Origin of the sequence: Streptomyces sp. NPDC047974 (assembly GCF_040653375.1) — a bacterium.
In the GTDB taxonomy this organism is placed as follows: domain Bacteria; phylum Actinomycetota; class Actinomycetes; order Streptomycetales; family Streptomycetaceae; genus Streptomyces.
The window spans coordinates 25,309-49,636 of sequence record NZ_JBEZNU010000037.1; the positions used below are offsets into that span (position 1 = coordinate 25,309).

27 protein-coding genes are annotated in these 24,328 nt (G+C 74.5%); 11 read left to right on the forward strand and 16 right to left on the reverse strand.

The window, feature by feature from the left end; genetic code table 11:
- Positions 1-66: 66 nt before the first annotated feature.
- The 3 genes from AB0E19_RS33665 to AB0E19_RS33675 all read left to right on the forward strand — a co-directional run bounded on the left by AB0E19_RS33665 (position 67) and on the right by AB0E19_RS33675 (position 2,521).
- The gene (locus AB0E19_RS33665; protein WP_360609792.1) at positions 67-525 is read left to right on the forward strand and encodes a cyclic nucleotide-binding domain-containing protein; all 459 of its coding nucleotides are present in this window, start codon (positions 67-69) and stop codon (positions 523-525) included.
- 150 nt (positions 526-675) lie between these two features.
- Positions 676-1,065, forward strand: a complete 390-nt coding sequence (locus tag AB0E19_RS33670; RefSeq protein WP_362187210.1) for a DUF6114 domain-containing protein — start codon at positions 676-678, stop codon at positions 1,063-1,065.
- Between the two features lie 109 nt (positions 1,066-1,174).
- Complete coding sequence (locus AB0E19_RS33675; RefSeq protein WP_362187213.1) at positions 1,175-2,521, forward strand: carboxyl transferase domain-containing protein; 1,347 nt, start codon at positions 1,175-1,177, stop codon at positions 2,519-2,521.
- Positions 2,522-2,551: 30 nt separating this feature from the next.
- Here AB0E19_RS33675 and AB0E19_RS33680 read toward each other — a convergent pair whose 3' ends face one another.
- Together AB0E19_RS33680 and AB0E19_RS33685 are read right to left on the reverse strand one after the other, a co-directional pair.
- Entirely contained in the window at positions 2,552-2,875 is a 324-nt protein-coding gene (locus AB0E19_RS33680) for a DUF3040 domain-containing protein (protein ID WP_362187216.1), read from the reverse strand.
- Positions 2,876-2,952: 77 nt separating this feature from the next.
- Positions 2,953-3,387, reverse strand: a complete 435-nt coding sequence (locus AB0E19_RS33685) for an ATP-binding protein (RefSeq protein ID WP_362187219.1) — start codon at positions 3,385-3,387, stop codon at positions 2,953-2,955.
- 102 nt (positions 3,388-3,489) lie between these two features.
- On the opposite strand from AB0E19_RS33685, the gene AB0E19_RS33690 reads away from it, so the two are divergent.
- On the forward strand, positions 3,490-4,416 hold the full coding sequence (locus AB0E19_RS33690; RefSeq protein WP_362187222.1) for a SigB/SigF/SigG family RNA polymerase sigma factor: 927 nt from the start codon (positions 3,490-3,492) through the stop codon (positions 4,414-4,416).
- Here AB0E19_RS33690 and AB0E19_RS33695 read toward each other — a convergent pair.
- The 5 genes from AB0E19_RS33695 to AB0E19_RS33715 all read right to left on the reverse strand — a co-directional run bounded on the left by AB0E19_RS33695 (position 4,364) and on the right by AB0E19_RS33715 (position 8,056).
- Positions 4,364-4,852 (reverse strand): ATP-binding protein, encoded by a 489-nt coding sequence (locus AB0E19_RS33695; RefSeq protein ID WP_362187226.1) that lies wholly within the window; start codon positions 4,850-4,852, stop codon positions 4,364-4,366. The genes AB0E19_RS33690 and AB0E19_RS33695 overlap by 53 nt on opposite strands.
- Before the next feature lie 13 nt (positions 4,853-4,865).
- Complete coding sequence (locus AB0E19_RS33700; RefSeq protein ID WP_362187229.1) at positions 4,866-5,330, reverse strand: STAS domain-containing protein; 465 nt, start codon at positions 5,328-5,330, stop codon at positions 4,866-4,868.
- A gap of 80 nt (positions 5,331-5,410) precedes the next feature.
- A complete protein-coding gene (locus AB0E19_RS33705; protein WP_362187305.1) occupies positions 5,411-6,538 on the reverse strand; it encodes an oxygenase MpaB family protein in 1,128 nt (375 codons plus the stop codon).
- Between the two features lie 119 nt (positions 6,539-6,657).
- On the reverse strand, positions 6,658-7,713 hold the full coding sequence (locus AB0E19_RS33710) for a polyprenyl synthetase family protein (RefSeq protein ID WP_362187232.1): 1,056 nt from the start codon (positions 7,711-7,713) through the stop codon (positions 6,658-6,660).
- A complete protein-coding gene (locus tag AB0E19_RS33715; RefSeq protein WP_362187235.1) occupies positions 7,706-8,056 on the reverse strand; it encodes a polyprenyl synthetase in 351 nt (116 codons plus the stop codon). The genes AB0E19_RS33710 and AB0E19_RS33715 overlap by 8 nt, the downstream gene beginning before the upstream one ends.
- A 176-nt stretch (positions 8,057-8,232) precedes the next feature.
- Here AB0E19_RS33715 and AB0E19_RS33720 point away from each other — a divergent pair, with 176 nt between their 5' ends.
- Positions 8,233-8,778 carry a hypothetical protein gene (locus AB0E19_RS33720; protein WP_362187238.1) on the forward strand — a complete coding sequence of 182 codons (546 nt, stop codon included), beginning with the start codon at positions 8,233-8,235 and terminating at the stop codon, positions 8,776-8,778.
- Between the two features lie 15 nt (positions 8,779-8,793).
- On the opposite strand, the gene AB0E19_RS33725 is transcribed toward AB0E19_RS33720, so the two are convergent.
- The gene (locus AB0E19_RS33725) at positions 8,794-10,443 is read right to left on the reverse strand and encodes a glycosyl hydrolase family 8 (RefSeq protein WP_362187241.1); all 1,650 of its coding nucleotides are present in this window, start codon (positions 10,441-10,443) and stop codon (positions 8,794-8,796) included.
- A gap of 131 nt (positions 10,444-10,574) precedes the next feature.
- Positions 10,575-11,339, reverse strand: coding sequence for an alpha/beta hydrolase (locus tag AB0E19_RS33730; RefSeq protein WP_362187244.1), 765 nt, complete (start codon positions 11,337-11,339; stop codon positions 10,575-10,577).
- Positions 11,340-11,451: 112 nt separating this feature from the next.
- Between AB0E19_RS33730 and AB0E19_RS33735 the strand changes: the two genes are divergently transcribed.
- Positions 11,452-12,087 carry a LysE family translocator gene (locus tag AB0E19_RS33735; protein ID WP_362187247.1) on the forward strand — a complete coding sequence of 212 codons (636 nt, stop codon included), beginning with the start codon at positions 11,452-11,454 and terminating at the stop codon, positions 12,085-12,087.
- Positions 12,088-12,128: 41 nt separating this feature from the next.
- Here the strand turns inward: AB0E19_RS33735 and AB0E19_RS33740 are convergent, their stop codons facing one another.
- From AB0E19_RS33740 to AB0E19_RS33755, 4 genes are all read right to left on the reverse strand, one after another.
- A complete protein-coding gene (locus AB0E19_RS33740; protein ID WP_362187250.1) occupies positions 12,129-12,431 on the reverse strand; it encodes a hypothetical protein in 303 nt (100 codons plus the stop codon).
- Positions 12,428-12,868 carry a hypothetical protein gene (locus tag AB0E19_RS33745; protein WP_362187253.1) on the reverse strand — a complete coding sequence of 147 codons (441 nt, stop codon included), beginning with the start codon at positions 12,866-12,868 and terminating at the stop codon, positions 12,428-12,430. The genes AB0E19_RS33740 and AB0E19_RS33745 overlap by 4 nt, the downstream gene beginning before the upstream one ends.
- A gap of 113 nt (positions 12,869-12,981) precedes the next feature.
- Entirely contained in the window at positions 12,982-13,368 is a 387-nt protein-coding gene (locus tag AB0E19_RS33750) for a VOC family protein (protein WP_362187256.1), read from the reverse strand.
- Entirely contained in the window at positions 13,365-13,658 is a 294-nt protein-coding gene (locus tag AB0E19_RS33755) for a metalloregulator ArsR/SmtB family transcription factor (RefSeq protein WP_360609775.1), read from the reverse strand. Before AB0E19_RS33755 ends, AB0E19_RS33750 begins: the two co-directional genes overlap by 4 nt.
- 281 nt (positions 13,659-13,939) lie before the next feature.
- Here AB0E19_RS33755 and AB0E19_RS33760 point away from each other — a divergent pair, with 281 nt between their 5' ends.
- A complete protein-coding gene (locus tag AB0E19_RS33760; RefSeq protein ID WP_362187308.1) occupies positions 13,940-16,258 on the forward strand; it encodes an excinuclease ABC subunit UvrA in 2,319 nt (772 codons plus the stop codon).
- A 21-nt stretch (positions 16,259-16,279) separates the two neighbouring features.
- Here the strand turns inward: AB0E19_RS33760 and AB0E19_RS33765 are convergent, their stop codons facing one another.
- Genes AB0E19_RS33765 through AB0E19_RS33775 form a run of 3 tightly spaced genes read right to left on the reverse strand, consistent with a single transcriptional unit; the run spans position 16,280 to position 18,125 of the window.
- Positions 16,280-16,945, reverse strand: a complete 666-nt coding sequence (locus AB0E19_RS33765) for a 4-phosphopantetheinyl transferase (protein ID WP_362187260.1) — start codon at positions 16,943-16,945, stop codon at positions 16,280-16,282.
- Positions 16,942-17,172 (reverse strand): acyl carrier protein, encoded by a 231-nt coding sequence (locus AB0E19_RS33770; protein ID WP_360609820.1) that lies wholly within the window; start codon positions 17,170-17,172, stop codon positions 16,942-16,944. The genes AB0E19_RS33765 and AB0E19_RS33770 overlap by 4 nt, the downstream gene beginning before the upstream one ends.
- Positions 17,173-17,228: 56 nt before the next feature.
- On the reverse strand, positions 17,229-18,125 hold the full coding sequence (locus AB0E19_RS33775; protein WP_362187264.1) for a hypothetical protein: 897 nt from the start codon (positions 18,123-18,125) through the stop codon (positions 17,229-17,231).
- A 496-nt stretch (positions 18,126-18,621) separates the two neighbouring features.
- On the opposite strand from AB0E19_RS33775, the gene AB0E19_RS33780 reads away from it, so the two are divergent.
- From AB0E19_RS33780 to AB0E19_RS33795, 4 genes are read left to right on the forward strand one after another with little or no spacing between them, the layout of a single operon-like run.
- On the forward strand, positions 18,622-19,773 hold the full coding sequence (locus AB0E19_RS33780) for a phytanoyl-CoA dioxygenase family protein (protein ID WP_362187267.1): 1,152 nt from the start codon (positions 18,622-18,624) through the stop codon (positions 19,771-19,773).
- Positions 19,755-21,101 carry a DUF6271 family protein gene (locus AB0E19_RS33785; RefSeq protein ID WP_362187271.1) on the forward strand — a complete coding sequence of 449 codons (1,347 nt, stop codon included), beginning with the start codon at positions 19,755-19,757 and terminating at the stop codon, positions 21,099-21,101. The genes AB0E19_RS33780 and AB0E19_RS33785 overlap by 19 nt, the downstream gene beginning before the upstream one ends.
- Positions 21,098-22,885, forward strand: a complete 1,788-nt coding sequence (locus AB0E19_RS33790; RefSeq protein WP_362187274.1) for a condensation domain-containing protein — start codon at positions 21,098-21,100, stop codon at positions 22,883-22,885. The genes AB0E19_RS33785 and AB0E19_RS33790 overlap by 4 nt, the downstream gene beginning before the upstream one ends.
- A complete protein-coding gene (locus AB0E19_RS33795) occupies positions 22,882-24,252 on the forward strand; it encodes an MFS transporter (RefSeq protein ID WP_362187277.1) in 1,371 nt (456 codons plus the stop codon). The genes AB0E19_RS33790 and AB0E19_RS33795 overlap by 4 nt, the downstream gene beginning before the upstream one ends.
- The last annotated feature ends 76 nt before the right edge of the window (positions 24,253-24,328 follow it).

Genomic DNA, 24,328 nt, shown 5'->3' on the forward strand with positions numbered 1-24,328 from the left:
CTGCGTTCCGGGCGCGGTGGGCGGAGACTGGGAGCGGAGGCGTACGCGCGAGGAGGAGGGCCCGTCATGAGGAGTGCCGCACCCAAGGTCGGCTCGCTGCCGGCGGAGCACCGCGAGCGGCTGATGGCCTTCGCCGAGGACGTCTACTTCGAGTCGGGTGACCGGCTCTTCGAGGAGCAGCGGCACGCGGACCGGTTCTGGATCGTGAAGACCGGCGCGGTGAACCTGGACGCCAAGGTGCCCGGGCGGGGGTCGCCCGTCATCGAGACGCTGCGCCACGGCGAGCTGGTGGGCCTGTCCTGGCTGTTCCCGCCGTACCTGTGCCAGTCGGGGGCGGAGGCGATGACCCCCGTCAGGGCGTACGAGTTCGACGCGACGGCGGTACGGGCGATGTGCCACACGGACGGGGAGTTCGGGTCCGCGGTCTACTACTGGGTCGGGTCGATCCTGGCGCACCGGCTCCAGGTGACGCGGGTGCGCCTCCTCGACCTGTACGCGCCGCACGGCAGCGGCATCATGGCCTGACGCTTCCGGGCGCACGGGCGTTGACCTCTCACGGCGGCGGCCGTACGGTCCGGACGGCTTCCCCGCCGTGCGGTCCGCAGGGTCTCCCCGTCGTGCCGTCCGGAGGCCTTCCCCGCCGTACCGCTCCGCCGTCGACGTCAGGAGCACCGCATGGTCCCGCCCGGGCTCGGGAACCGGTGGCGCGCGTGGCGGCGTCGGCGGCCCTTCGCCGCCGGGCTGGTGCTCGCGCTGGCCGGCGCCGAGATCCTGCTGGTCCAGCGGGCCGGGCCCGCCGCGCTCGCCACGGGCGAGGTCCGGTACGTGGTGCCGCTGGTGATGGCCGGCTGCGGCCTGCTGGTCGTGGCCGACCCACGCCGACGACGGCTGTACGGAACGGTCGGCGTGCTCGCCTCGCTGGCCTCCTGGGTCGCGTCGGACCTCGGCGGCCTCCTCCTCGGGATGGTCCTGGGGATCACGGGCGGGGCGCTCGCGCTCGGCCGGCGGGAGGGCGGACCGGCCGGTGGTCACGCCGCGGGACGGCCGGCGGGCCGCGCGGAGTGATCTTCGCCGCACCGGAAGTGCGGGGCCTTCCCGGCGGGCTACCCGGCGGTACGGTGACGGCACCCGGCGGCGTGACCCGGCGTACCCGGCGACGGGCGGGAGGCCCCCGATGACAGCAGCTCCGAGCGCGCGCGAGGCACTGGCCCTCGTCACCGACGACTTCACCGAACTCCCCTCCGCCGCGGTGCCCGGCGGCGACGGGCCGGGCGACGGTCCGATCGACTGGCCGGGCTACGGACGGGCGCGGGCCGCGGCGGCCGCCCGGTCCGGCGAGGACGAGTCCGTGGTCTGCGGCACCGGCACGGTCGGCGGGACGCGCACGGTGCTCGTCTCCTTCGAGTTCGGCTACTTGGGCGGTTCGATCGGCGAGGGCACCGGCGACCGGGTCGCCGCCGCGCACGCGCACGCCCGGGCCCATCGGCTGCCCGTGACGGTCCTCCTGGCGACGGGCGGCAGCCGGATGCACGAGGGCATGCGGGCGCTGGTCCAGCTGCAGCGGCTGGCCGGGGAGTCGGCGCTCACCCGGGCCGCGGGGCTGCCGCAGCTCGCCGTCCTGCGCGATCCGACGACCGGCGGCGGCTGGGCCACCCTCGGGGCCGGCTCGGACGTGGTCCTCGCGCTGCCGGGCGCGCAGGTCGGCTTCGCCGGCTCCCGGGTCCGGCCCAAGGACGCCGACCCCGCCGCGTACACGGCCGAGTCCCAGCTCGCCCACGGACACGTCGACGCGGTCGTCCCCGCCGCGGAGCTGCGGGAGACGGTGGGCCGCTGGCTGTCGCTGCTCACCCGGCCGGCCGAGGGGCCGGTCCCGCCGCCGTACGCGCTCGGCGCCACGGACCCGGCCGCGAGCGGGCGCGACGCGGTGGCGCGCGCCCGCCGCCCGGAGCGGCCCCGCGCCGACCGCTACCTCGCCGAGGTGTTCACCGAGCGGGCGGAGCTGTCCGGCGACCGCGTCGGCGGCACCGACCCGGGGACCCGGTGCGGCTTCGGCCGCCTGCCGGACGGGCGTACGGTCGCGTACGCGGCGCAGTGCGGGACGGCGACCCGGCCGGCCGGCTTCCGCACCGCCGCCCGGTTGGTGCGGCTCGCGGGCCGCCTGGGGATCCCGGTCCTGACGCTGATCGACACCCCGGGCGCCGCGAACGACGCCGAGGCCGAGCGCGCGGGCGCGGGTCCCGCGATCGCGGACCTCTTCGGCGCCGTCGCGGAGGCGGCCGTACCGGTGACCGCGCTGCTCGTGGGCGAGGGCGGCTCGGGCGGCGCGCTCGCACTCGCGGCGCCCGGCAACACCTGGGCGACCCCGGACTCGTACTTCTCCGTCATCGCCCCCGAACTCGCCACCGCCATCCTGAAGCGCGCCCCGGAGGACGCCGACGCCACCGCCGACGACCTGCGCCTGCGCCCGGACGACCTGGTCGCCCTGGGCGTCGTGCGGGGCGTGGTCGGGGGACGGGAATAGGGGCCGGGGACAGGGGCTGCGGGCCGGGGGTCAGGCGTCGGGTCGTCCGCCGCCGGCCCGGCACCGGGTCCAGCGGACCACCATGCGCAGGAGCAGGGTCAGCGTCACGACCCAGGCGGCGGCGAAGCCCCAGATCAGGCCCGGGGCCGAGGTCGCCACGGCGAGGACGAGCAGGGTGAGGGTGACGGCCCCGAGAGCCACGGCGCCCACGGCGCCGCGCCCGGTGACCCGGGGCGGCCGGGGTGCCGGCCGGTGTCCGGCCATGCGGCGGGCGAGCCCCTCGTCGGCGCCGAGGTCCGCCTCGATGCCGGCCAGGACGCGTCGCTCGTGCGCGGAGAGACGGGCCTCGTCCATCGCGGACACCTCCTCCGGTCGCGGGATCCCGGCGGAGCGACGGGGTCGTTCCACCGGGCCACCCGCCCGGTGCGACGTCAGACGACCGCCCCTGTCGGGAAGCGGACCTCGCACCACACGGTCCGCCCGTGGTCCCGCGCCACCCAGCCCCAGGCGGCGGCGAGCCGCTGGACCAGGTAGAGGGTGTTCCGGCAGGGGACTCCCGGACGGTGCCGGCCCTCCGGGCGGGGCGCCGCCGAGCAGGTGTCGCTGACCTGGAGCCAGACGCCGTCGACGGAACGGTCGAGGCGGAGCTCGTACGGGACTCCCCCGCACCGCACCGCGTGGACGACGAGCTCGGTGACGAGCAGCTGCACGTCGGCGGCGGCCGTCCTGGCCGACGCGGGGAGCGGGCCGTACCAGTCGGCGACGGCCTGTGCCGAGAGGTGACGGAGGGTGCGGGCGGTGCCCGGTCCGCCACCGAGGGCGTACCGCCTGGAGACGGTTCCGCGGTTGCTTTCCTGTACCTCCATGACAGGCGTCTGACCCACCTCCGGACCACCCAAACATTTACATGGCGGGATATACGGGTCGAAACGTCCCCAGTGGGCATCCTCTCTACAAGGAGGAAACTCATGGCCACGGGCCGAGTCCTGAATGCGTCCCCGCCTCCGTCGCCCACCCGCGAAGAGGCATCCACCTCCGCCGCCACGCGGCGGCGGGCACTCGGGGGGCTGCCGGAGCCGGAGAATCCGCTCGCGTCCTCCACCGACGACGCGCGGACCCTCTCCGCGGCGATGTTCGTACGGCTCCGGGAGCTCGACGAGGGCAGCCCCGAGCACGCGTACGTGCGCAACACCCTGGTCGAGCTGAACCTGAGCCTCGTGAAGTTCGGCGCCCGGCGGTTCCGGGGCCGCCCGGAGCCGATGGAGGACATCGTGCAGGTGGGGACGATCGGCTTGATCAAGGCGATCGACCGCTTCGACCCGGACCGCGGCGTCGAGTTCTCCGCCTTCGCGCTGCCGACGATCGTCGGCGAGATGAAGCGGTTCTTCCGGGACACCGGCTGGGCGGTACGGGTGCCGCGCCGGCTCCAGGAGCTGCGGATCGACCTGGCCAAGGCCTCCGACGACCTGGAACAGCGCGCAGGGCACCGGCCCGACCGCGCCGAGCTCGCCGCGCGGCTGCACCTCACCACGGAGGAGGTGGCGGAGGGGGAACTCGCCGCCAACGGCTACAGCGCCCACTCCCTCGACGCCCCCGTCGGCGACGACGAGTCCCACGCCCCCCAGGGGACGGCCGGACGGCGCACCGCCGTCGAGGAGCCCGCCTACGAGCTGATCGACGACCTCAACTCGCTGCGGCCGCTGCTCGACCGGCTCGGCGCCCGCGACCGGCTGATCCTCACCCTGCGCTTCGGCGAGGAGCTGACGCAGGCCGAGATAGGCCGGCGGATCGGCCTCTCCCAGATGCACGTGTCCCGGCTGCTCGCCCGCATCCTCGGCGACCTCAGGGACGGTCTCCTCGACGACGACGCCACGGCGGACGCGACGGCCTGCTGACCTCCAGCCACACCACCTTGCCCACCGCCCCGGGGCCTCGGTCCGAGGATCCCCAGTCCGTCGCCAGCCGGTCCAGGACCATCAGCCCGTGACCGCCGGGGAGCGAGGGCGAGCGGGGGGCGAGCCGGCGCGGATGGTCGGGGCTGCGGTCGGCGACCTCGACCCGGAGCAGGCCGTCCGCGTGCCGGAGCACGAACTCCTCGGGACCGCCGCCGTGCAGACAGGCGTTGGTCACCACCTCGGAGACCAGCAGCAGGACGTCCTCGACCCGCTCCCGGGCCAGGGTGCTCTCGGCGGGGATCCACCCCCAGTCGGCGAGTGCCCGCGCGGTGAAGTCGCGGCAGCGGGAGACCGCGCCCGTGCTGCCGTGCAGCAGCAGGCGGCGGGTCTGGACCACGGGTGTGCCGTCGCCTCGGGTCCGGTCGCTCTCCCTCATGACCGGCGGCCCGTCAGACCGGGTCCCCGGGGCGCGCATCGCCCGCCCCGGAGGCCGAAGCGTCGTCCTGGCCGGCCGGCGGGTCGTCCGCGAGGGCCTCGCGGACGTCCGCGTACACCCGGAAGACGTGGACGGCGCCGGTGATCTCGAACATCCGGTCCACCGGGGGCCGCAGTCCGGCCAGGTCCAGCCGGGCACCCGCCTCCAGGGCCCGGGAGCGGGCCTTGAGCAGCAGGTTCAGGCCGGTGGAGTCGCAGAAGTCGAGCCCTGCGCAGTCGACGACGATCCGGGCCGCGTCGGCGTGCTCCTCCAGGGCGGAGGCGAGCGGTTCCACCGTGTCGTGGTCGAGTTCCCCGAGCGGTGCCACGACGACGGTCCCCCGGCCCCGTTCGGGCCGTACGTCCACCCGGAACCGGACCCGCCGGCCGGCCGCCGGGCCGCTTCCGGGTGCTCCCTCCTGAGGATCCCCGCCGTCCATGCACACCTCACCTTCACCAGGTGAGTCCATTTTCGGCCAGGAGGCCCCATTCTGCGAGGAGAGGCGCCCCGGGCGGCCCGTCAGACGGTGGACGGGGGCGGTGTCCACCGGTGGTGGCGGGCGACGCCCGTGTCGACGCCGTACTCCTTCCTCAGGTGCTCCGGGATGGCGTAGTGCATCACCCGGCCCCGGGTGAGCGTGGACAGCTCGAAGACCGAGGTCAGGTGGCCGAGCCGGTCCAGCGCCCAGGCCGCGAACGGTGACGCGTCCTCCACCGACTCCAGGACTCCGAGCAGCGGCGGCAGCGCCTTCACCGCGGTGTCCCAGCGGCTGCGGGGGACGTCGAGCCAGTCGCCGGCGGTGTCGCCGACGAGGTGGCGGATCAGGGCGGAGACCACCGGGTCGAAGAAGGTGCCGGGCACGACCTCCTCGTACAGGTCGATCAGCTGCCGGGTCAGCACCACGCCCTCCTCCGAGGGACCCATGTGCCGGAGGAGGTAGAGGTCGAGGAAGGCGCGCGCCTCGTCGAGGGTCTTCGGCACCGCCGTCTGGTCCACGCCGAGGATCGCGCCGACCACCCGCCAGGCGTAGTAGTACGCCTCGGCTCCCTCGGTGGACATGTGGACGCCGAGTCGGTGGAGGCTGTCGAGGACGAGCATCGAGAAGAACATCTGCCCGCCGATCATGTCCTCCTGGCAGATCGGCACGCCGTCGGCCGCGGTGTCCCAGCGGTCGGCGCGGACCAGGTGGTGGCGGATGGAGGCGTGCAGGAGCCGCACCTTCTGCGCGGCGGGGACGAACCGGCCTCCGGCCTCGAAGGCGTCGGGCCGCATGAGGTACGTCGTGAACTGGCCGGTCTCCGCCATGCGCTTGCTCGGGTAGTGCAGGCCGTGGGTGGCGGAGAGCAGCCGGGCGACGCGCGGGACGACGTAGCAGGCGGGCATGGAGGCGAAGGAGAGGGCGGTGTTGATGTGGACGTTGTTGTCGGTGAAGAAGAGCCGGGCCTTCTCCATCTCGTTCCAGTCGACCCAGGCGGGCGGGACGGCCGTCGTCTCCAGGTACTCCCGGGCCACGTCGGGCAGCCCGGCGGGGAGCTCCTGGCCGGAGACGGAGACGTACCGCATGAGGGAGTTGGAGAGGCCGACCTCGCCGCGTTCGAAGAGGGTGGCGACGACGGCGTCCGCGAGCTCGTCGCCGCTGAGGCGCAGGGCGTCGAGGGAGGCGTCGGTGTACGGGGCGGGGGTGGGGGCGGTCGTGGTGGTTCGGGTGGCTGAACGGGCGTGGGTGCCGGTCACGGCGGGCGCTCCAGGGTGCGGTGGAGGGGCGGTCAGTGGTGGCGGACGGCCGCGCGGTGGGCGAGGTCCGTGAGGGCGCGGTGGGCGACGGCCGGAAGGTCGAGCTCGTCGAGGGTGCGGACGGCCTCCTCGACGCGGCCGGCGATCATGCGCTCGACCCGTGCGGGCGCGCCGAGTTCGGCCATGAGGGCGCGGACCTCGCGCAGTTCGCCGTCGTCGGGCCGCCGGTCCCCGGAGAGGGTCCGGCGGAGGAGCTCCCGCTGCGCGGGCCCGGCGGCCTTCCAGGTCTCGGCGAGGAGGACGGTGGGCCGGCCGGCGCGGAGGTCGTCGAGGGGTGCCTTGCCGGTGCGGGCGGGGTCGCCGAAGAGGCCGAGGAGGTCGTCGCGGAGCTGGAACGCCTCGCCGAGCGGCAGCCCGTAGCGGGAGAAGCCCTCGCGGAGGGCGGCGGGGGCGCCGGCGAGGAGCCCGCCGAGGAGGAGGGGGTGTTCGACGGTGTACTTGGCGGTCTTGTAGCGGATCACCTTGAGGGAGGTGCCGGTGTCCGGCGAACCGCCGGTGTGCAGGATCTCCAGGGCCTCGCCGGCGACGAGTTCGCGTGCGAGGGCGGCCCAGAGGGGCCGGCCCCGGGAGAGGTACGCGGCGGGCAGCCCGGACTCCGCGTAGAGGCGGCCCGCGAGGGCCATCAGGTGGTCGCCGAGCAGCAGGGCGAGCGCGCGGGCCGCCGTCCGGGGCGTCCGGCCGAGGTGCGGCAGGGCCGCGAAGTGGCGGTGGGCGGTGGGGCGGCCGTGCCGCAGGGGGCTGTCGTCGATGAGGTCGTCGTGGACGACGGCGGCCGCGTGGACGAGCTCCATGGCGGCCGCGGCCCGCATCAGGGCGTCGCTGTCGGGCTGTCCGGCGGCCCGCCAGCCCCAGTAGCAGAACGCGGCGCGGAGCCGTTTGCCGTGGCGGGCGGTGGTGCGCAGGGCCTCGGCGAGCGGGTCGAGCGCGTCGTCGACGGCGAGCAGTGCGGCGGCCTCCTCGTCGAGGAAGCCGGTGAGGACCGCGTCCGTACGGGCCTTGAACTCCTCCGCGGTCCGGACGTCAGGCATCGGGGTTCGCCCCGCTGTCGGAGGCGTGCCGGCCGCCGGGGCCGGCGGCGGCCTCCGCCGCGGCCGCCCGGCGGGCGGCGGCCTCGCGGGCGAGGAGCTCCATGTGCGGGAGGGAGTGGGGGCCGTCGCGGTCGGCGGCGAGGCGGTCGAGGGCCAGTCGGCCCCGGGCGCGGAGGTCGGCGGCGGCGTCCTGGGCGATGTCCGCGGAGTCGGCGCGGCCGAGGAGGGAGCGGAGCGAGCCCGTGGCGGTGCCGATCGCCTCCACGACCAGGTCGGCGAGGCCTGCGGCCAGCAACAGGGCCTTGTCGTCGGGGCGTTCGCGTGGGGGCGTGGGGTGGGTCATGCCGGCCGGCTCCTCGGAAGAGAGGGGGGATGGGGTGCGTACCGGGCCAGCTTCGGGCATGGGCGGGGCGTTCCCGACCTGCGCTCACTCGTTCAGGTGATCATGACCGGGAGTTCCGGTGGGAGGACGGTGAAGCCCTATGGAATTGCCGCTCCGCAGACGGTAGTTGCCTTCCCATGCCCCGCGGATCCGCACGCCTCGCACCCCCTCCCCTCACCCGCCGCGCCGCGCTCGCCCTGGTGGTGTCCACCGCACTGCTCCCGACGGCGGGCTGCCTCGGCCGGCCGGGGACGGTCTGCACGCTGATCGGTGCCGACTCCGGCGTGACGGTGAGCTGGCGCCCGGCGGACTTCCCGGCGGGCTCGCGCTACCGGATCTGCGCCGACGGCGAGTGCCGGGAGCGCGAGGACCCCACGGCGGGCGACGGCTCCACCACCTTCCTCCAGGTACGGCTGCCGGAGGAGGACGGGCCGCGGGAGGTGGCGGTGCGCTTCACGGTCGTCGCCCCGGCCGAGGTGCTCGCGGGCGGCGACCCGGCGGGCAGTGAACCGGTGGGCGGCGACCCGGGCAGTGAACCCACCGAAGGCGGCCGGGTCGTCGACGCGTTCTCGACGCGGGTCACGCTGCGCGAGTCGACCCCGAACGGCGGGAAGTGCGGACCCACCGTCTGGCAGGCGGGGGTCCGCGTCGATCCTCGGAGGGGCCTGGTCGGCGGGGGCTGACCGGTGTGCGGGCCGCTACGGGACCCAGTGGTTGCCGGAGACCGTGATCATCACCTGGAGCTGGATGCTCGCGGAGAAGTAGCTCCCGGTGTCGATCGGGGTGGCGACCATCTTGTTCCAGAGGGCGTCGAGCCAGGCCTGGCTGCCGGAGTCGGTCATGGCGGCGACGGCGAAGGGGGCGAAGAAGGCGGCCTCGCTGCCCGCGGCGATCTGGGTGCCGTTGAGCTTGTAGCCCATGGCGATCTTGTTGGGGTCGCCGCCGGTCTTGCTCTTGATCCAGCCGTTCAACTTCCGCGCCGCGGCCAGGGACTTGGCGTCGCCGCTGGTGACGGCGTCGTCGGCGATGCGCCACGGGGTGCGGCAGGCGTTCCACCAGTACTGGCCGTCGTTCGGGTCCTCCAGGACCTCGCCCGGGGCCGGCCTGGGGCTGGTGTTCGTGTCGACGACGAAGTCGGGGAGCAGGCCGGTGCTCGGGGCGTAGCCGGACTGGAGGTTGGCGATCTGGGTCTGGTGGGCGGTGCGGGCCGCGTCCCAGGTGGTGTCGCCGGTGGCCGCGCGGAAGGCGCGGAAGTGGTCGACCATCCAGTCGGAGGTGCGGGAGATGTAGTAGTACTGGTCGCCGGAGCCGGACCAGTCGCCGAGCTTGAGGAGCTTGGTGGTGGGGTTCAGCTCGTCCTTCTTGATGGCGGCGATGTGCTTGAGCGCGAGGGCCTTGTAGTCGTACGTGCCGGCGCTGCCCCACTGCTTGTCGGCGAGGAGGAGGCCGTAGGCGACGTCCATGTCGCCGTCGGTGGCGCCGTCGCCGCCGTTGACGCTGCGACAGTCGACGTCCTGTTCGGCGGCGAGGAGGTCGGGGTTGACGGACGACGGGTGGTCGAGCTTCCACTTGACGAGACCGTCGAAGATCTTCTTGGCGTCGGGGTCGGCGCCGGCCATGGTGGCGGCGATGACCATGCCGTAGCCCTGGGCCTCGGCGACGTAGGGGTGGTCGGCGTCGGGCGAGATGACCTGGTACCAGCCGTTGCCGCAGTTCTGCCGGACGAAGGCGGCCTTCCAGCGGTTGTAGTAGTCGACGACCTTCTGGTCGATGCCCGACTGGGCGCCGGAGGGCTTGAGCATGCCGGCCGCGTAGGGCTTGAGGTGGCTGCCGAAGGGCACGCCGGGGCCGGTGCCGCCACCGCCGGCCGGGGAGCCGTAGACCTCGAACTCGTAGAGGGAGTAGCCGTACGGGGTGCCCCGGCCGGTGCCGTACATGCGGACGTACCGGCCGCTGCCGGAGACGGTGAGGTCGTCGACGGCGCCGTCGCCGCTCGTGGTCGTGTAGACGTCGGTCCAGGTGGAACCGTCGGCCGAGGTCTGGAGGCGGTACGTCGTCGCGTGGGCGGCCTCCCAGTCGAGCTTGATCCGGGAGAGCGTGTGGTTCGCCCCGAGGTCGATGCGGATCCACTGCGGATCGACGCCCTCCAGGCTGGCCCAGCGGGTGGCGCGGCTGCCGTCCACGGCGAGGCCCGGGGCGAAGCCCGAGCCCTCCACGGACGAGGACGCCGCCGGCTTGCCCGCCGAGACGAGGGCGTCGGCGGCCTCGGCCTCGCTCTCGGGCAGGACGGCGAGGGGCAGGGCCAGCAGAGCGGCGAGTCCGAGCGGGATGGCGCTTCGTCGGCGCATGACAACTCCCTTTCTCTCCAGGGCGATCGCTCGTTAGGAAACGTTCCTAACTATCGGCGCGCCGAGCGTAGAGAGAGGCGGGGACCCTGCGCAAGACCCCGTGCCCGGCCGGGGCGTCGGACGGCCCGGAATCACCCCGGCAGCGCCAGGGCGCGGGCAAGGGCGGCGGCGAAGCCGTCGGGGTTGTCGAGCATCAGGTTGTGCCCGGCGGCGGGCACCTCCAGGACGGGCACGCCCATCGCCGCCGCCTGCCCGGCTCCCCGGGCCGGCAGGCTCTTCTCCCCCACCAGGAACGCCCGGGGCAGCGTCAGCTCCCGCAGCACGTCGCCGGGCTCCGGGTCGCCGCCCTCGACCAGCGCGACCGCGCAGCGGTGCACGGCCCGCGCGTCGGCGAGCCGCAACCGCGCGGCGTAGTCGGCCCGTTCGGCGAGGGCCAGCAGCTTCGCGTAGCCGCTCCGGACGAAGGCCTCCTCCGGCTGCCGGGCCACCGGCCTGCTGAACGCGCCGCCGCCCCCGTACAGGTTGGGCTCCGCGACCACCAGCCGGGCGATCCGCCCGGGCCGGGCCGCCGCCAGGTGGATCGCGACGGCACCGCCCATCGAATGCCCGACGAGTTCGACGCCGGTCAGGTCGAGATGGTCAAGGAGCGCGGCCACCGCCGCCGCCTGCCCCTCGGGCCGGTAGTCGAAGTCCCCGGGCCGGTCGCTCAGCCCGTGTCCCAGCAGATCGACGAGAAGCGCCCGCCCGCCGCCCAGGTCCGGGTGGGTCGCGATGTGCGCGAAGTCGGAGGCGGCGGTGCAGCCGAGCCCGTGGAGGAAGACCCGCACGGCCCCCTCGCCCGGGAGATCGAGCCACCGCAGGTACGCCTGACGGTCGGTCAGGAAGAGTTCTCTCATGCGGGCAGCCTACGAAGAGGGGGTGCGGGGGCCGCCGTCGGACCCGGGGGTGGCCGGGCGAGGACGAGGCGAGGGGCGCCGCCGGACAGGGGCTGCGATACCGTGGCCTTCCATGGCATCGAGCACCGCGTTCTGGTCCTTCGCTCTCGTCGTGGGACTCCTCACCCTCACCCCGGGCCTCGACACGGCCCTCATCCTGCGGACGGCCGCGCTCGGCCGCCGTACCCGCGCCTGGGGCGTCGTCCTCGGCATCCAGACCGGCACGCTGATCTGGGGCGCGCTGACCTCGCTGGGCATCACGGCGCTGCTGACCGCGTCGCACCTCGCGTACGAGATCCTCCGGTGGGCCGGCGCGGCCTATCTGCTGTGGATGGCGGCCCGCATGATCGCCGAAACGTTCCGGCGCCGCGGGGCGGACGCGGGCGCGGAGGTGGAGGTCGGCGGCACGGACACCCTCACGAGCGGCTGGCGGCAGGGCACGCTCACCAATCTGCTGAACCCCAAGGTCGGCGTCTTCTACGTCGCCGTGCTGCCGCAGTTCATCCCGGCCGAGGCCCCGCACTTCGCGACGGGCCTCGCGCTGACCTCCGTCCACGTCGTCCTCGGCATGGTCTGGTCGACGGTCCTGATCGCCTCCGCCTCCGCCCTCGGCACCTGGCTGCGCGGCGCGCGGGCCCGGCGGGTCCTCGACCGGATCACGGGCACGGTGATCGGCGCCTTCGCGGTACGCCTCGCGGTCAGCGACTGACGGGCGGGGCCGGGCGGCGGCCCTCGCGCCCGGGCGGCCGCTCACGGCTCCCGCAGGAGCCTCGCCATCTCGGCGGGCGGCAGGGACGGGTGGGCCGCTGCCGCCTCCCGCACGCCCTCGTCCGCGTCCGCGAGCAGTCCGCGGAGCACCGCCGGCGGGAGCGCCGGATGACCGGCGGCGAGGGGGCGCGCCCGGGCGTCCGCCAGGCAGGCGAGGAGCGCCGGGGGCGTGGCGGCGGGATGCCGGGCGATCTCGCGGAGCGCCCGCCGCACCGGCGGCTCGTGCCGGGCGAGCTCCTCCAGCAGGGCCGCGGGCGTGTCCGGGTTGGCCGCCACCCCGGTCATGACTCCGCGCCCGTGCCGCCGGGCCCCAGCCGGGCCGGCTCGGCGACCACGCTCGGGACCGGGTCCCGCGCCGGCCGTTCCGTCACCTCGGGCGGAAGCCCCGGGCGGGCCGCCGGCCGCTCCCGGCGCCCGGGGTCCGGGTCCACCGCGAACGCCCGCGCCCACGCGACGGGCGCCACACCCCGGTCCAGCAGCGCGAGGGCGGCCTCCGGCCACTCCTCGGGATCGACGTCGTCGGCGGTGAGCCTCCCCTCGTCCGCGAGGGGCACCGCGGCCTCCCCGACCCGCCGCGCCAGGGCGACGGCCCGTCCGCGGTCGAGGTCGGCCCGGCGGGCCAGGGTGCCCGCGAGTTCGTCGTCGGCGAGGGCGACGAGCCGGTCCAGCAGCTCGGGGGGCAGAGCCGGATTCCCGGCGAGTCCGTGCAGAAGTGCGTACACGACCGGCATCCTGCCGGTCGGCACGCACCGGGCGCGCCCGGTTTTCCGCGCCGGGGGGGGAGGGGCCCCGCGGGGGCGCGTCAGCGGCACGCGGCCGGACAGGGCCGGGGGGCTTACGTGTACTGGGCGAGCTGGATCAGGTTGCCGCAGGTGTCGTCGAGGACGGCGGTGGTGACGGGGCCCATGTCCACGGGGGGCTGGGTGAAGCGGACGCCCAGCGCGGTGAGGCGGGTGTGCTCGGCGTGGACGTCGTCGACGGCGAAGGAGGTCGCGGGGATGCCGTCGGCGACGAGGGCCGCCTTGTAGGGCGGGACGGCGGGGTGGCCGGAGGGCTCCAGGAGGAGTTCGGTGCCTTCGGGGTCCTCCGGGGAGACGACGGTGATCCAGCGGTCCTCGCCGAGCGGCACGTCGTGCTTGGTCGCGAAGCCGAGCACGTCGGTGTAGAAGCGGAGCGCCTTCTCCTGGTCGTCGACGAAGACGCTGGTGATGTTGATCCTCATGGGGTGTCCTCGGGGGGTGCGGGGGTGAGCCATCGCGTGACGATGTGCTGCAGCGGTCGGGGGTCGAGGTCGTGGAACTTGTAGCGGCCCTCACGACGGGGCGTGACCAGCCCCGCGGTCTCCAGCACCGCGAGGTGCTGGCTGACCGCCTGCCGGGAGATGGCGAGGCCGTGCCGGGTCGCCAGCCGGGCGCATATCTCGAAGAGCGACTGTCCGTTGCGTTCGGTCAGCTCGTCGAGGATCACCCGGCGCGTCGGGTCGGCCAGCGCCTTGAACAGATCCTCCTCCATGACGCCACCATAGGCAAGCGTTCACTTGCCTATCAAGTCGACGGGCCGTTCCCCGCCCTTCGCCGCTCGCCGCGCACCCGCTCCCCGCTCCCCGAATGCGCTCTGCCTGCCACGCCGGGCCCGCCTAAGGTGGGTCGCGAACCCGCCCACCCCTGACGAGGGAGAAACCTTTGAGCACGGCCAAGCGGAACCGCGCCGCGACCCCGCCCTCACCCTCCTCACGCGCCGCCGACGGTCACGTCACCGGCGGCCACGTCGCCGACAGTCACGAGCTGATCCGCGTGGTCGGCGCGCGCGAGAACAACCTCAAGGACGTCAGCGTCGAGATCCCCAAGCGGCGGCTGACGGTCTTCACCGGGGTCTCCGGCTCCGGCAAGAGCTCGCTGGTCTTCGACACGATCGCCGCCGAGTCCCAGCGGCTGATCAACGAGACGTACAGCGCCTTCGTCCAGGGGTTCATGCCGACGCTGGCACGCCCGGACGTCGACGTGCTCGACGGCCTGACCACCGCGATCATCGTCGACCAGCAGCGCATGGGCGCCGACCCGCGCTCCACCGTCGGCACCGCCACCGACGCCAACGCGATGCTGCGCATCCTCTTCAGCCGGCTCGGCACCCCGCACATCGGCTCCTCCCGGGCGTTCTCCTTCAACGTCCCCTCGGTGAGCGGCGCGGGCGCGATCACCGTGGAGCGCGGCGGCCGGACGGTGAAGGAGAAGGCGAGCTTCCAGATCACCGGCGGCATGTGCCCCCGCTGCGAGGGCCGCGGCCGGGTCTCGGACATCGACCTGGCGGAGCTGTACGACGACACCAAGTCGCTGGACGAGGGCGCGCTCACCATCCCCGGATACACGGCGGACAGCTGGTACGGCCGCACGTACCGTCTCTCCGGTCTCCTCGACCCGGCGAAGCCGATCCGGAAGTACACCAAGCGGGAGCTGGACACCCTTCTGTACAAGGAGGCGACCCGGGTCAAGGTCGAGGGGGTCAACGTCACGTACGAGGGCCTGATCCCCAAGCTGCAGAAGTCCTTCCTCGCCAAGGACGTCGAGTCGCTCCAGCCGCACATCCGGGCCTTCGTGGAGCGGGCCACCACCACCCAGGTGTGTCCGGAGTGCGACGGCACCCGGCTCAACGAGGGTGCCCGCTCCTCGAAGATCAAGGGGATCAGCATCGCGGACGCCTGCGCGATGCAGATCAGCGATCTCGCCGCATGGGTAAGCGAGTCGGACGACTCCTCGGTGGCGCCGCTGCTCGAATCGCTGCGGCGGACCCTGGACTCGTTCGTGGAGATCGGGCTCGGCTATCTGGCGCTCGACCGGCCCGCGGGCACCCTGTCGGGCGGCGAGGCGCAGCGCGTGAAGATGATCCGGCACCTCGGCTCCTCGCTCACCGACGTCACCTACGTCTTCGACGAGCCGACGGCCGGTCTGCACCCGCACGACATCCAGCGGATGAACGAACTCCTGCTGCGGCTGAGGGACAAGGGCAACACGGTCCTGGTCGTGGAGCACAAGCCGGAGACGATCGCGATCGCCGACCACGTCGTCGACCTGGGCCCCGGCGCCGGCACCGGCGGCGGCACGATCTCCTACCAGGGCACGCTCGAAGGACTGCGCGGCAGCGGTACGGTGACGGGTCGTCACCTCGACGACCGGGCCTCGGTGAAGGACTCCGTCCGCACGCCGACCGGCGTCCTGCCGATCCGCGGCGCGGCCGCGAACAACCTGCGGAAGGTCGACGTCGACCTGCCGCTCGGCGTGCTCGCCGTCGTCACCGGCGTCGCCGGATCCGGCAAGAGTTCCCTGGTGCACGGCTCGATCCCGGCCGACTCCGGGGTGATCTCGGTCGACCAGACCCCGATCCGCGGCTCGCGGCGCAGCAACCCGGCGACGTACACGGGCCTGCTCGACCCGATCCGCAAGGCCTTCGCCAAGGCCAACGGCGTCAAGCCGGCGCTGTTCAGCGCCAATTCGGAGGGCGCCTGCCCGACGTGCAACGGCGCCGGGGTCACCTACACCGACCTGGCGATGATGGCGGGCGTGGCCACCACCTGCGAGGAGTGCGAGGGCCGCAGGTTCATGGCCTCGGTCCTGGAGTACGAGCTCGGCGGGCGGGACATCAGCGAGGTGCTCGCGATGTCGGTGACGGAGGCGGAGGAGTACTTCGGCGCGGGCGAGGCCCGTACGCCGGCGGCCCACCGGATCCTGGAGCGCCTGGTGGACGTCGGGCTCGGCTACCTCACGCTGGGCCAGCCGCTGACGACGCTCTCGGGCGGCGAGCGGCAGCGCCTGAAGCTGGCGACCCACATGGGCGACAAGGGCGGGGTGTACGTGCTCGACGAGCCGACCACCGGCCTCCACCTCGCCGATGTGGAGCAGCTGCTCGGGCTGCTCGACCGCCTGGTCGACTCCGGGAAGTCGGTGATCGTGGTCGAGCACCACCAGGCCGTGATGGCGCACGCCGACTGGATCGTGGACCTCGGTCCGGGCGCCGGCCACGACGGCGGCCGGATCGTCTTCGAGGGCACCCCCGCGGATCTGGTCGCCGCCCGCTCGACGCTGACGGGCGAGCACCTGGCGCAGTACGTCGGCGCCTGACCGCTCCCCGGGGCCGGTCCCTCACGGTCCACCGGCCGCCGTCGGTCCTCGCAGGAGCGCCGAGGGCGGCAGGAGCACCGGCTCGGCGGCCGCGTCCACCGTCGCCGCCGTCACCGTCGCCGCCGCGACCACGGCCGCACGGCCGTGGTCCGTCCACTCCACGAGGTGTACGTCCTCCGGGGGTGGGCGGCCCGCCTTGAAGCGGGCCTCCGCGCGGACCCAGGCGCGCAGGAGCGCGGGGCCCGGGTCGGGGGCGGCCAGGGCCTCGCGGAGGTCGGGTCCGGGAAGGACGCGGCGGAGGACCCGGAGGGGGCCGGGACGCCGGGACGCCGGCTCCACGTCGACGCCGACCGGGCCGGGGGCGGTGGCCGCCGCGACCAGGCCGTCGGCGTGGCTGACGCTCACGCCGAGGCCGGGGTGCGCGGGGAGGTACGGGCGGCCGTGGCCGGCCCGGCGGCAGTCCGGGCAGCGCTGGGCGAGGCCGATCGCGGCCGGCGGGCGGCCGGTGGCACGGGCCGCGCCCAAGCGGAGCAGGAGCCGGGCGGCCAGGACGTCGTCCGCGCGGGCGGGGACGCGGATCGCGGCGAGCCGGCGCAGCTCCCAGGGCGCGAGGAGGTGCGGCCCGAGGCCGGGGGTGTCCAGGACCTCCCGGGTGGTCGCCACGACCACGAAGGCGCCGGGGGTCACGCGCTGGGGGCGAGGAAGCGTTCCTGGACGCGGGCGAGGGTGCGGAAGTCGTCGATGGTGACCTCCTGGAGGTCGATCGACGTGCCGGAGATGTCCTCCAGGAGGTCGATGAACTCCAGGAAGTCCATGGAGTCGATGAGCCGGGCCTCGATGAGGTCCTCGTGGACGTCGACGGGGCCTTCGAGGCCGGGGTTCTTGTCCTGGATCCAGGCGGTGACGCGGTCCATGGTGCGGTTCTCCGTGTGGGTGGTCGTGCGGTGACGGCTCGCCGGTCGACGGATCGTCAGCCGGAGGTGACGTCGGCGGCGGTGATGTCGGCGGCGGTGGCGGTGGCGGCGCGGACGCGGTCGAGGGCCTCCTCGGGGCCGCCGTGGGACTGGAGCATGGCGTGGATCCAGCGTTCGAGACCGAAGGCGACGCAGGCGCTGTAGGCGGGGCCGTGGCTGCCGGCGCGGATGTCGAGGCGCTCGCCGAAGAAGTTGCGGTGGCGGTTGACGGACGCGATGGCGGTGCCGTCGGGCGCGCTGTACTCGTGCTTGACGGGATCGAGGGCCATCAGGCGGGCCCGGGAGCCGCCCTTGTCGTAGAAGGGGTCGTCGGCGGTGGCGCGGGTGAGGTCGAGGCCGAGGAGCGCGGCGGTCTCCTGGATGAAGACGCCGCCCCGCTCCAGGTGTTCGAGGGCACCTTCCTTGGTGCCGAGGTAGACGACCTCGCGCATGTGGAAGCCCCAGAGGCGGCGCAGGCCGTCGTAGTGGGTCTCGTTGCGGAAGCAGCGTCCGGCGGCGGAGAGCCGGAGGCCGTCCTCGCCGACGTCGGACCCCTCCAGGGAGAGCAGCAGTCCGTAGCAGGTGGCGGAGGGCAGGAGGTAGCCGGTGGGTTCGAGGGTCCGGTCGCCGGGGGCCTGTCCGGCGGCGAGGAGGTCGTGGGCGTCGGGGGCGAACCGCCCGGCGGCGACGCCGAGATGGGGGAAGTTGCGGAAGTAGTCGAGGCGGGCGAGGCCGTCGGCGGCGAGGAGCGGCGGGCCGGTGACCTCGGGTGCGGCAAGCCGGGCGGCGAGTCCGCCGAGGAGGGCGTCGAGGGCGTCCAGCAGGGCGGTGTGCACCGGGTCCAGCGTGATCAGGCCCGGGCCTGGGCTCTTGAGGCCGGTGACGGGCGGAGTCGTGGCGCTGGGTGTGCTCATGGAACCGTTCCCTCTCGGCGTGGGCGGTCGGTCAAGGGTGTCGGCAGAGGGCGTCGGCGGTCCGGGGCGGACGCGCCCGTCTCCGAAGTCGAAGTCGAAGTCGGTGCCGGCGGAGCGGCGGACAGGGCCCTGTGCGCGGTCGCCGTCGACCGGGACGCAGCGGTCGCGCCGGGGCTCGACTGGTCGGGTCGGCGCCGGCTCTGCGCAAGGGGACAGTAGGACAGCCGACCTCGGGTTGTCTAGACCAAAGATCATCTCCCAACAGGCCTGCCGGGGCGCGACTTTCGGGCAGGCGGCCGACACGCGGGGCATACCGGCGGGTCACTTGACACCGGCGATGGTCTACACCAATTCTGTCCCTCGTCCCCCGCGGGCTCCTCCCCCGTCACCGGGTCCGCGCCCCGACCCGCCACGCCCGCGTCCCGCCACGCCCCGTCCCGCCGTGCCCCCGCACCCCCGAGCCCGCACGCCGTCCGACTCCCGCCTGGAGGGACCTGTGACCACGACGCCCGCACCCGCACCCGCTCCCACACCCGACCCCCCTGCGGCACCCGCTCCCGCCCCGCGCCGCCCCCGTACCCCGTACCTGCACCGCGCGGCCACCGAGCGCCCGTACTTCAGCGACGACGGCGAGTCCTACCTCGCCGCGACCACCCTGCGGGAGCTGAAGAAGACCCGGCCGCTGCGGGTGCTCTCCCAGGAGGACTTCACGCACTGGCAGACGTACGGCCACGTCGTCGTGCGCGAGGCGATCCCGGCCGAGGCGGCCCGCCGGCTCCTCGACTTCACCTGGGACTTCCAGGGGCTCGACCCCGAACGGCCGGAAAGCTGGTACGAGGACCGCCCGTTCCGCTCCGAGCTGGACCAGCAGCTGCACATCTACGGCTTCGTCGAGGCCTACCACCACCAACTGCTCTGGGACAGCCGCCAGTCCCAGCGGGTCTACGACGCGTTCGTCGACGTCTGGGACTGCGAAGAGCTCTGGGTCACCCTCGACCGGCTCAACCTCAACCCGCCCAACGTCCGCAACCGCGACCGCGCCCTCATCGAACCCACGGACCGGGGCTTCGACATCGAACTGCACTGGGACATCGACACCACGCTCGGCGTGCCGCCCCAGCGGGTCCAGGGCATCATCGCGCTCAACGACACCACCGCCGAGACGGGCGGCTTCCAGTGCGACCCGGAGCTCTTCCGGCGCTTCGAGGAGTGGAAGCTCGCCCAGCCCGAGGGACGCGACCCCATCCGTCCCGACGTGGACCGGGCCGAATTCCCCGTCGTCCGTCCCGACCTGCGCCCCGGCGACCTGCTGATCTGGAACGGACTGCTCGCGCACGGGGTCGCCCGCAACACCTCGGCGGACGGGGTCCGCGCCGTCCAGTACCTGTCGATGATGCCCGCCCTGGAGGAGCACGCGAAGCTGCGCCGCTCCCGCGTGGAGTCCTGGCGTCACCTGCGCACCCCACGCTGGAACCGCACCCTCGTCGGCGACCCGGTCCTGCACGAGTCCAAGCGCTACCCGACCGCCGAACTCACCCCGCTCGGCGCCCGGTTGCTCGGCCTCACCTCCTGGCACGAGAAGGACGCGTCCGGCGAGGCCGCGTCGACCGCACCCACCGGGGAGCCTTCGTGCGCCGCGCCTGCCTGACCCTTCCGACCAACCGCGCGTGCACGGCGACGATCACGGCGGTCGCCGAGGAAGCTGCCTACGGAGCACGGGAGTTCGGCGTCGAGGTCCACCTGCTGATCCTCGACTCGTCGGCGCCCGCCGACCTCGCCGGGCACCGGGCGGCGGTCGCCGCCCTGCCGCCGGCGCCCGGGGTCGTCGTCCACCACCTCGACGAGGACCGGCAACGCGCCTTCCTGCGCGAGGTCATCGCGGCGGCGGGGCTCGCGGGAGCGGACCGGCTGCTCGGCCTGATGCTCCCGGCCGGGGTGTCGTACGGCGCCTGCACCAACCGCGCCTTCCTGCTGGCCGAGGCGCTGGGCTGCGCCTCCGTGCACCGCCGCGACTCCGACAGCCGCTACCAACGCCTCGACGGTGAAACGGTCTTCCCGATCCACCACGAACTCGCCGCCCTCGGGCGGCGGGCCGGGGACGTGGCGGGCACGGTCACCCGCAGCCGGCTCGACCCGCGCCTCGCCGACCGGACGGTCGCCCTCGCCGGCGCGTCCTTCATCGGCGAGCCCTCCGTGGACCTCGCCGAGCTCCGCGCCCTCGACCCCGAGGCGTACCGCGAGATCGTCGGGCTGTCCGTGTCCTCCGCCCATCCGGAGCTCTGGCGCCGGCACCTCGTCGACGAGGCCTTCCGGGGCGCCGGCACCACCCCCTTCACCGGCGACACGACCACATTGACCCTGGTCGGCCCCACCCGGGTCGACATGTGCAACGTGTCGCTCGGCCGGGAGGTGTACGGCCGGGTCCCGCTGCCGCCCGCCACCGACACCATCGGGACCGACTACTTCCTCCTGCACCTGGTCCACGCCGCCGGGCTGCCCGGCGTCCTGCACAACCGGCACATCGTCAACTACTACACCGGCGAGCGGCGTTCGGACGAGGGCTTCCTCGCGTACCAGCTCCGCTTCGCCAAGTACCTGCTCGCCGCCGCCCACCTCGAAGCGGTGTACGCGGGCCTGACGGCCACCGGGGACGCGCTGCTCGACGAGCGCGGGCGGGTGCGGCCCTCCGCGGTCGCCGCCCTCGCCCGGGAGAGCGCCCTGATCGACCCGGCCGGCAACGCGGCCCGGCTCGACGTCCTCGACCGCCGCTACCGCTCGCTCGGCGGCCGGTACGCGACCGCCGCCGGCCGCTTCGCCGAGCGGCGCGCACGGCTCCTCGCCGAAGCCCGTTCCGACATGGCGGACTTCGCCCTGCTCGTCGACGCCTGGGCCGCCCTGACCGCGCACGCGAAAGGCACCGCCGTGAACCACCTCCCGACCCGCGGACCCTCACCCGCCCCGGCCGTGACGCCATGACGACCACCCCCGCACCAGGCGCCGTCGCCGACGACGGCGTCACGGCGGCCCGCACCGTGACCGTGTCCTACGGGGGCGGCGGTGCGCGCCGGGGCCCGGTCACGATGGGCCAGGCCAACATGATCCGCTGCATCCTGAGGGACGAACCCGCCTCCATCAACATCCACGACGTGTGGCCGGTCCCCGACGGCACCGGGATGGACCACGCCCTCGGCGCCCTCGCGGACCTCGCCGTCCGCCACGAGGCGCTGCGCACCACGTTCCCGTACGAGGAGGGCAGCGGAGCCGTCCCGGACGAGCAAGTGGTTGCTGCCGAGGGTGCGTTCACCGTCACCGTCCTCGACCACGACGAGCTCCCCGAGGACACCGACGCCTACGCCGAGGCGGTGGCCCGCGCGGCCCGCGACACCCGTTTCCGTCTCGACCTCGACTTCCCGCTGCGGCTGCGGATCATCGCCCGCGCCGGACGTCCCATGCGCGTCGCCCTCGCGGCCAGCCACGCGGTCACCGACGGCAGCGCCCTCGGCGTCCTCCGCGACGACTGGCTCGCGCTGCTGGCGGGCGAGCCGCTCCCGCCGGTCACCGCGCTCACCCCGCTCGACCTCGCCGCCGAGGAGCACAGCCCGGCCGGCCGGCGCAGGTCGGCCGCCTGCCTGGCCCATTGGGAGACGATCCTGCGCACCGGCCCGCAGGCGATGTTCGCCGAGGACGGCGCCACCGGCACGGAGACCGACACCCCGGGGCTCACCCTCCGCTCGGCGCGCGGCGCCCGGGCGCTGGCCGCCGCCGCCCGGCGCACCGGCGCCCTGCCCGGCACGGTGCTGCTCACCGCCTGGTGCCTGCTCACCGCCCACCGGGCGGGCCAGTCCGTGTGCGTGGCGGCCGTGCCGACCGCGAACCGCTTCCGGCCGGAGCTCGCCCGCTCGGTGAGCACCCTCTCCCAGGACGCCCTGCTCGCCCTCGACGTCCGCGCGCCGTCCTTCGACGCGCTGCTCGCCAAGGCGTGGGGAGCGGCGATGAACGCCTACCGCCACAGCCGCTTCGACGCGCTCGGCCTGTGGGAGCTGATCGGCCGGGTCACCACCGAGCGGGGCAGCGTGTTCACGCGCGACGTCGTCTTCAACGACATCAGCGCCCTGCCCAGCACCCTCGCCGGCGCGGCCGCGCCGGACGGGGACGCCCCCGAGCTCGAACTCGCCTGGGGCGGCGGCCAGTCGCTGCCGACCCGTCTGCTGACCTTCGTGTACGAGACGGAGCCGGTCCTGCGCCTGGCGACCTGGGCCGACCCGGCGCTGTTCCCCCGGGCGGCGGCCGAGGAGCTGGTCACCGGTCTGGTGCGGCTCCTGGAGGCCGTCGCGGAGACCGACGTACCGCTGGACACACCGGGGCCGCTCACCGAGGTGACGGGGGTCCGTCCGGTGGCGCGCGGTCCCGGGTGGACTCGGGTCGACGGCTGCTGGGTCTCCCCCGCCGCCGTCGCCGCCGCCCTGGCCGAGGCGCTGCGGGGGCGGCCGGTCGAGGTCGTGGTGGAGGAGGGGCCCGGTGCCGCCGACGGCGGCGGTCATCGCCTCGCCGCGTACATCGGGGCGGACGAGCGGTCCTGGCCGGAGGAGGAGTGGACGCCGCGGCGGGCGCACGCCGCGCTGATGGACGTCCTGCCGGGCCGGCCCGGGGTCCTGGCCCCGCACCGGTACGTGTTCGTCGAGGGCCCGCCGCGGCAGCCCGCCGCGGCGCGGCGGATTCTCAGGGAAGGGACCGGCCGGGAGCCGGGAGATGCCACATGACCACGGATGACACCGTCGCGGCGGGCACGACGGCGGCTCCGCCGTCCAGCCCCTGGCGGTCGCCCCGCTTCCGGCTGTTCTTCACCGCGCGCAGCGCCTCGCTGCTCGCCGACGGCATGCTGATGGTCTCCGTCACCACGTCGGTGCTCGGCGCCGGCTTCGGGGCGACCGGCGTGGGTTACGCGCTCGCCGCGTGGATGGCGCCGATCGTGGTGCTCATCCTCTTCGGCGGTGTGCTCGCCGACCGGTTCACCCCGCAGGTGATGATGGTCGGCGCGGACGCGGTCCGGGTGGTGACGATGCTCGTCATGGCCGCGCTCTTCGCCGGCGGCGGGGTACGGCTCTGGCAGATCATGGCCCTGATGGGGGTCAGCGGCGCGGCGACCGCGATGTTCCAGCCGGGGCTCGCGAGCATCGTGCCCCAAGTCGCCGAGGACATCCAGCGCGCCAACGCGCTGCTGCGCATCTCCGAGTCGATGGCCACGCTCATCGGCCCCGGTCTCGCCGGTTTCCTGGTGGCGTACTGGGATCTCGCCGGTTCGTTCGTGGTGATCGCGGCGGCCTACGCCGTCAGCGCGGGCGGGCTGCTGCCCCTCCGTCGGCTCGCCTCCGGCGACGGTGGCGCTGTCGACGAGACCGACGATCCGATGTGGCGGCGGCTCGCCACCGGCTGGCACGAGTTCCGGTCCCGCACCTGGCTGTGGGGGGTGATCTCGCTGTGGGCGGTGTACGGCCTGTTCGTCTTCGGCCCGTCGCTGCCGCTGGGCGCGGCGCTGCTCACGGAGCAGCACGGCGCCACCGGCTACGGCTGGATCGCCTCGGCCGACGGCCTCGGCACGATCGTCGGGGGTCTGCTCGGCATGCGGGTCCGGCCCCGCCGGCCGCTGGTGGCGGGCGTCTGCGCGATGTTCTTCTTCGCGCTCAACCCGCTGGCCCCGGCGCTCGGCTGGAACTTCACGCTCACGGCGGTGACGGGCGTGGTGGCCGGCTGCGGCTTCGCTTTCTGGGGCGTGATGTGGGCGACCAGCGTGCAGTCGCACATTCCGCTGGCCGTGCTGAGCCGGGTCTCCGCCTACGACATCGCCGGCTCGATCATGGTGATCCCGCTGGGCCGGGCCCTGGCCGGTCCGGCGGCGGAGTCCTTCGGCGCGGACCGGGTGCTGCTCTTCTCCTCGGCGGTCTCGTTCGTCCTGCTGGCCGCGATGCTCTGCGTCCCGGCCATCCGGGGTCTCGCCCGGCTCGACCGGCCGAAGCGGGACGCGGCGCCGGATCCGGGACCGCCGCGGACGCGGAAGCCGGTACGGGAACCGGCACGGGAGCCGGAGCGGATGGCGGGCGAGGAGGCCTCGGCAACCGCCGAGACCTGAGGCGGCGACCGCCGTAGGTCCGCCGGCCCGATGCGGGCCAGCGTACGCCCACGGGCCCGAGGCGACCGCCGTACGC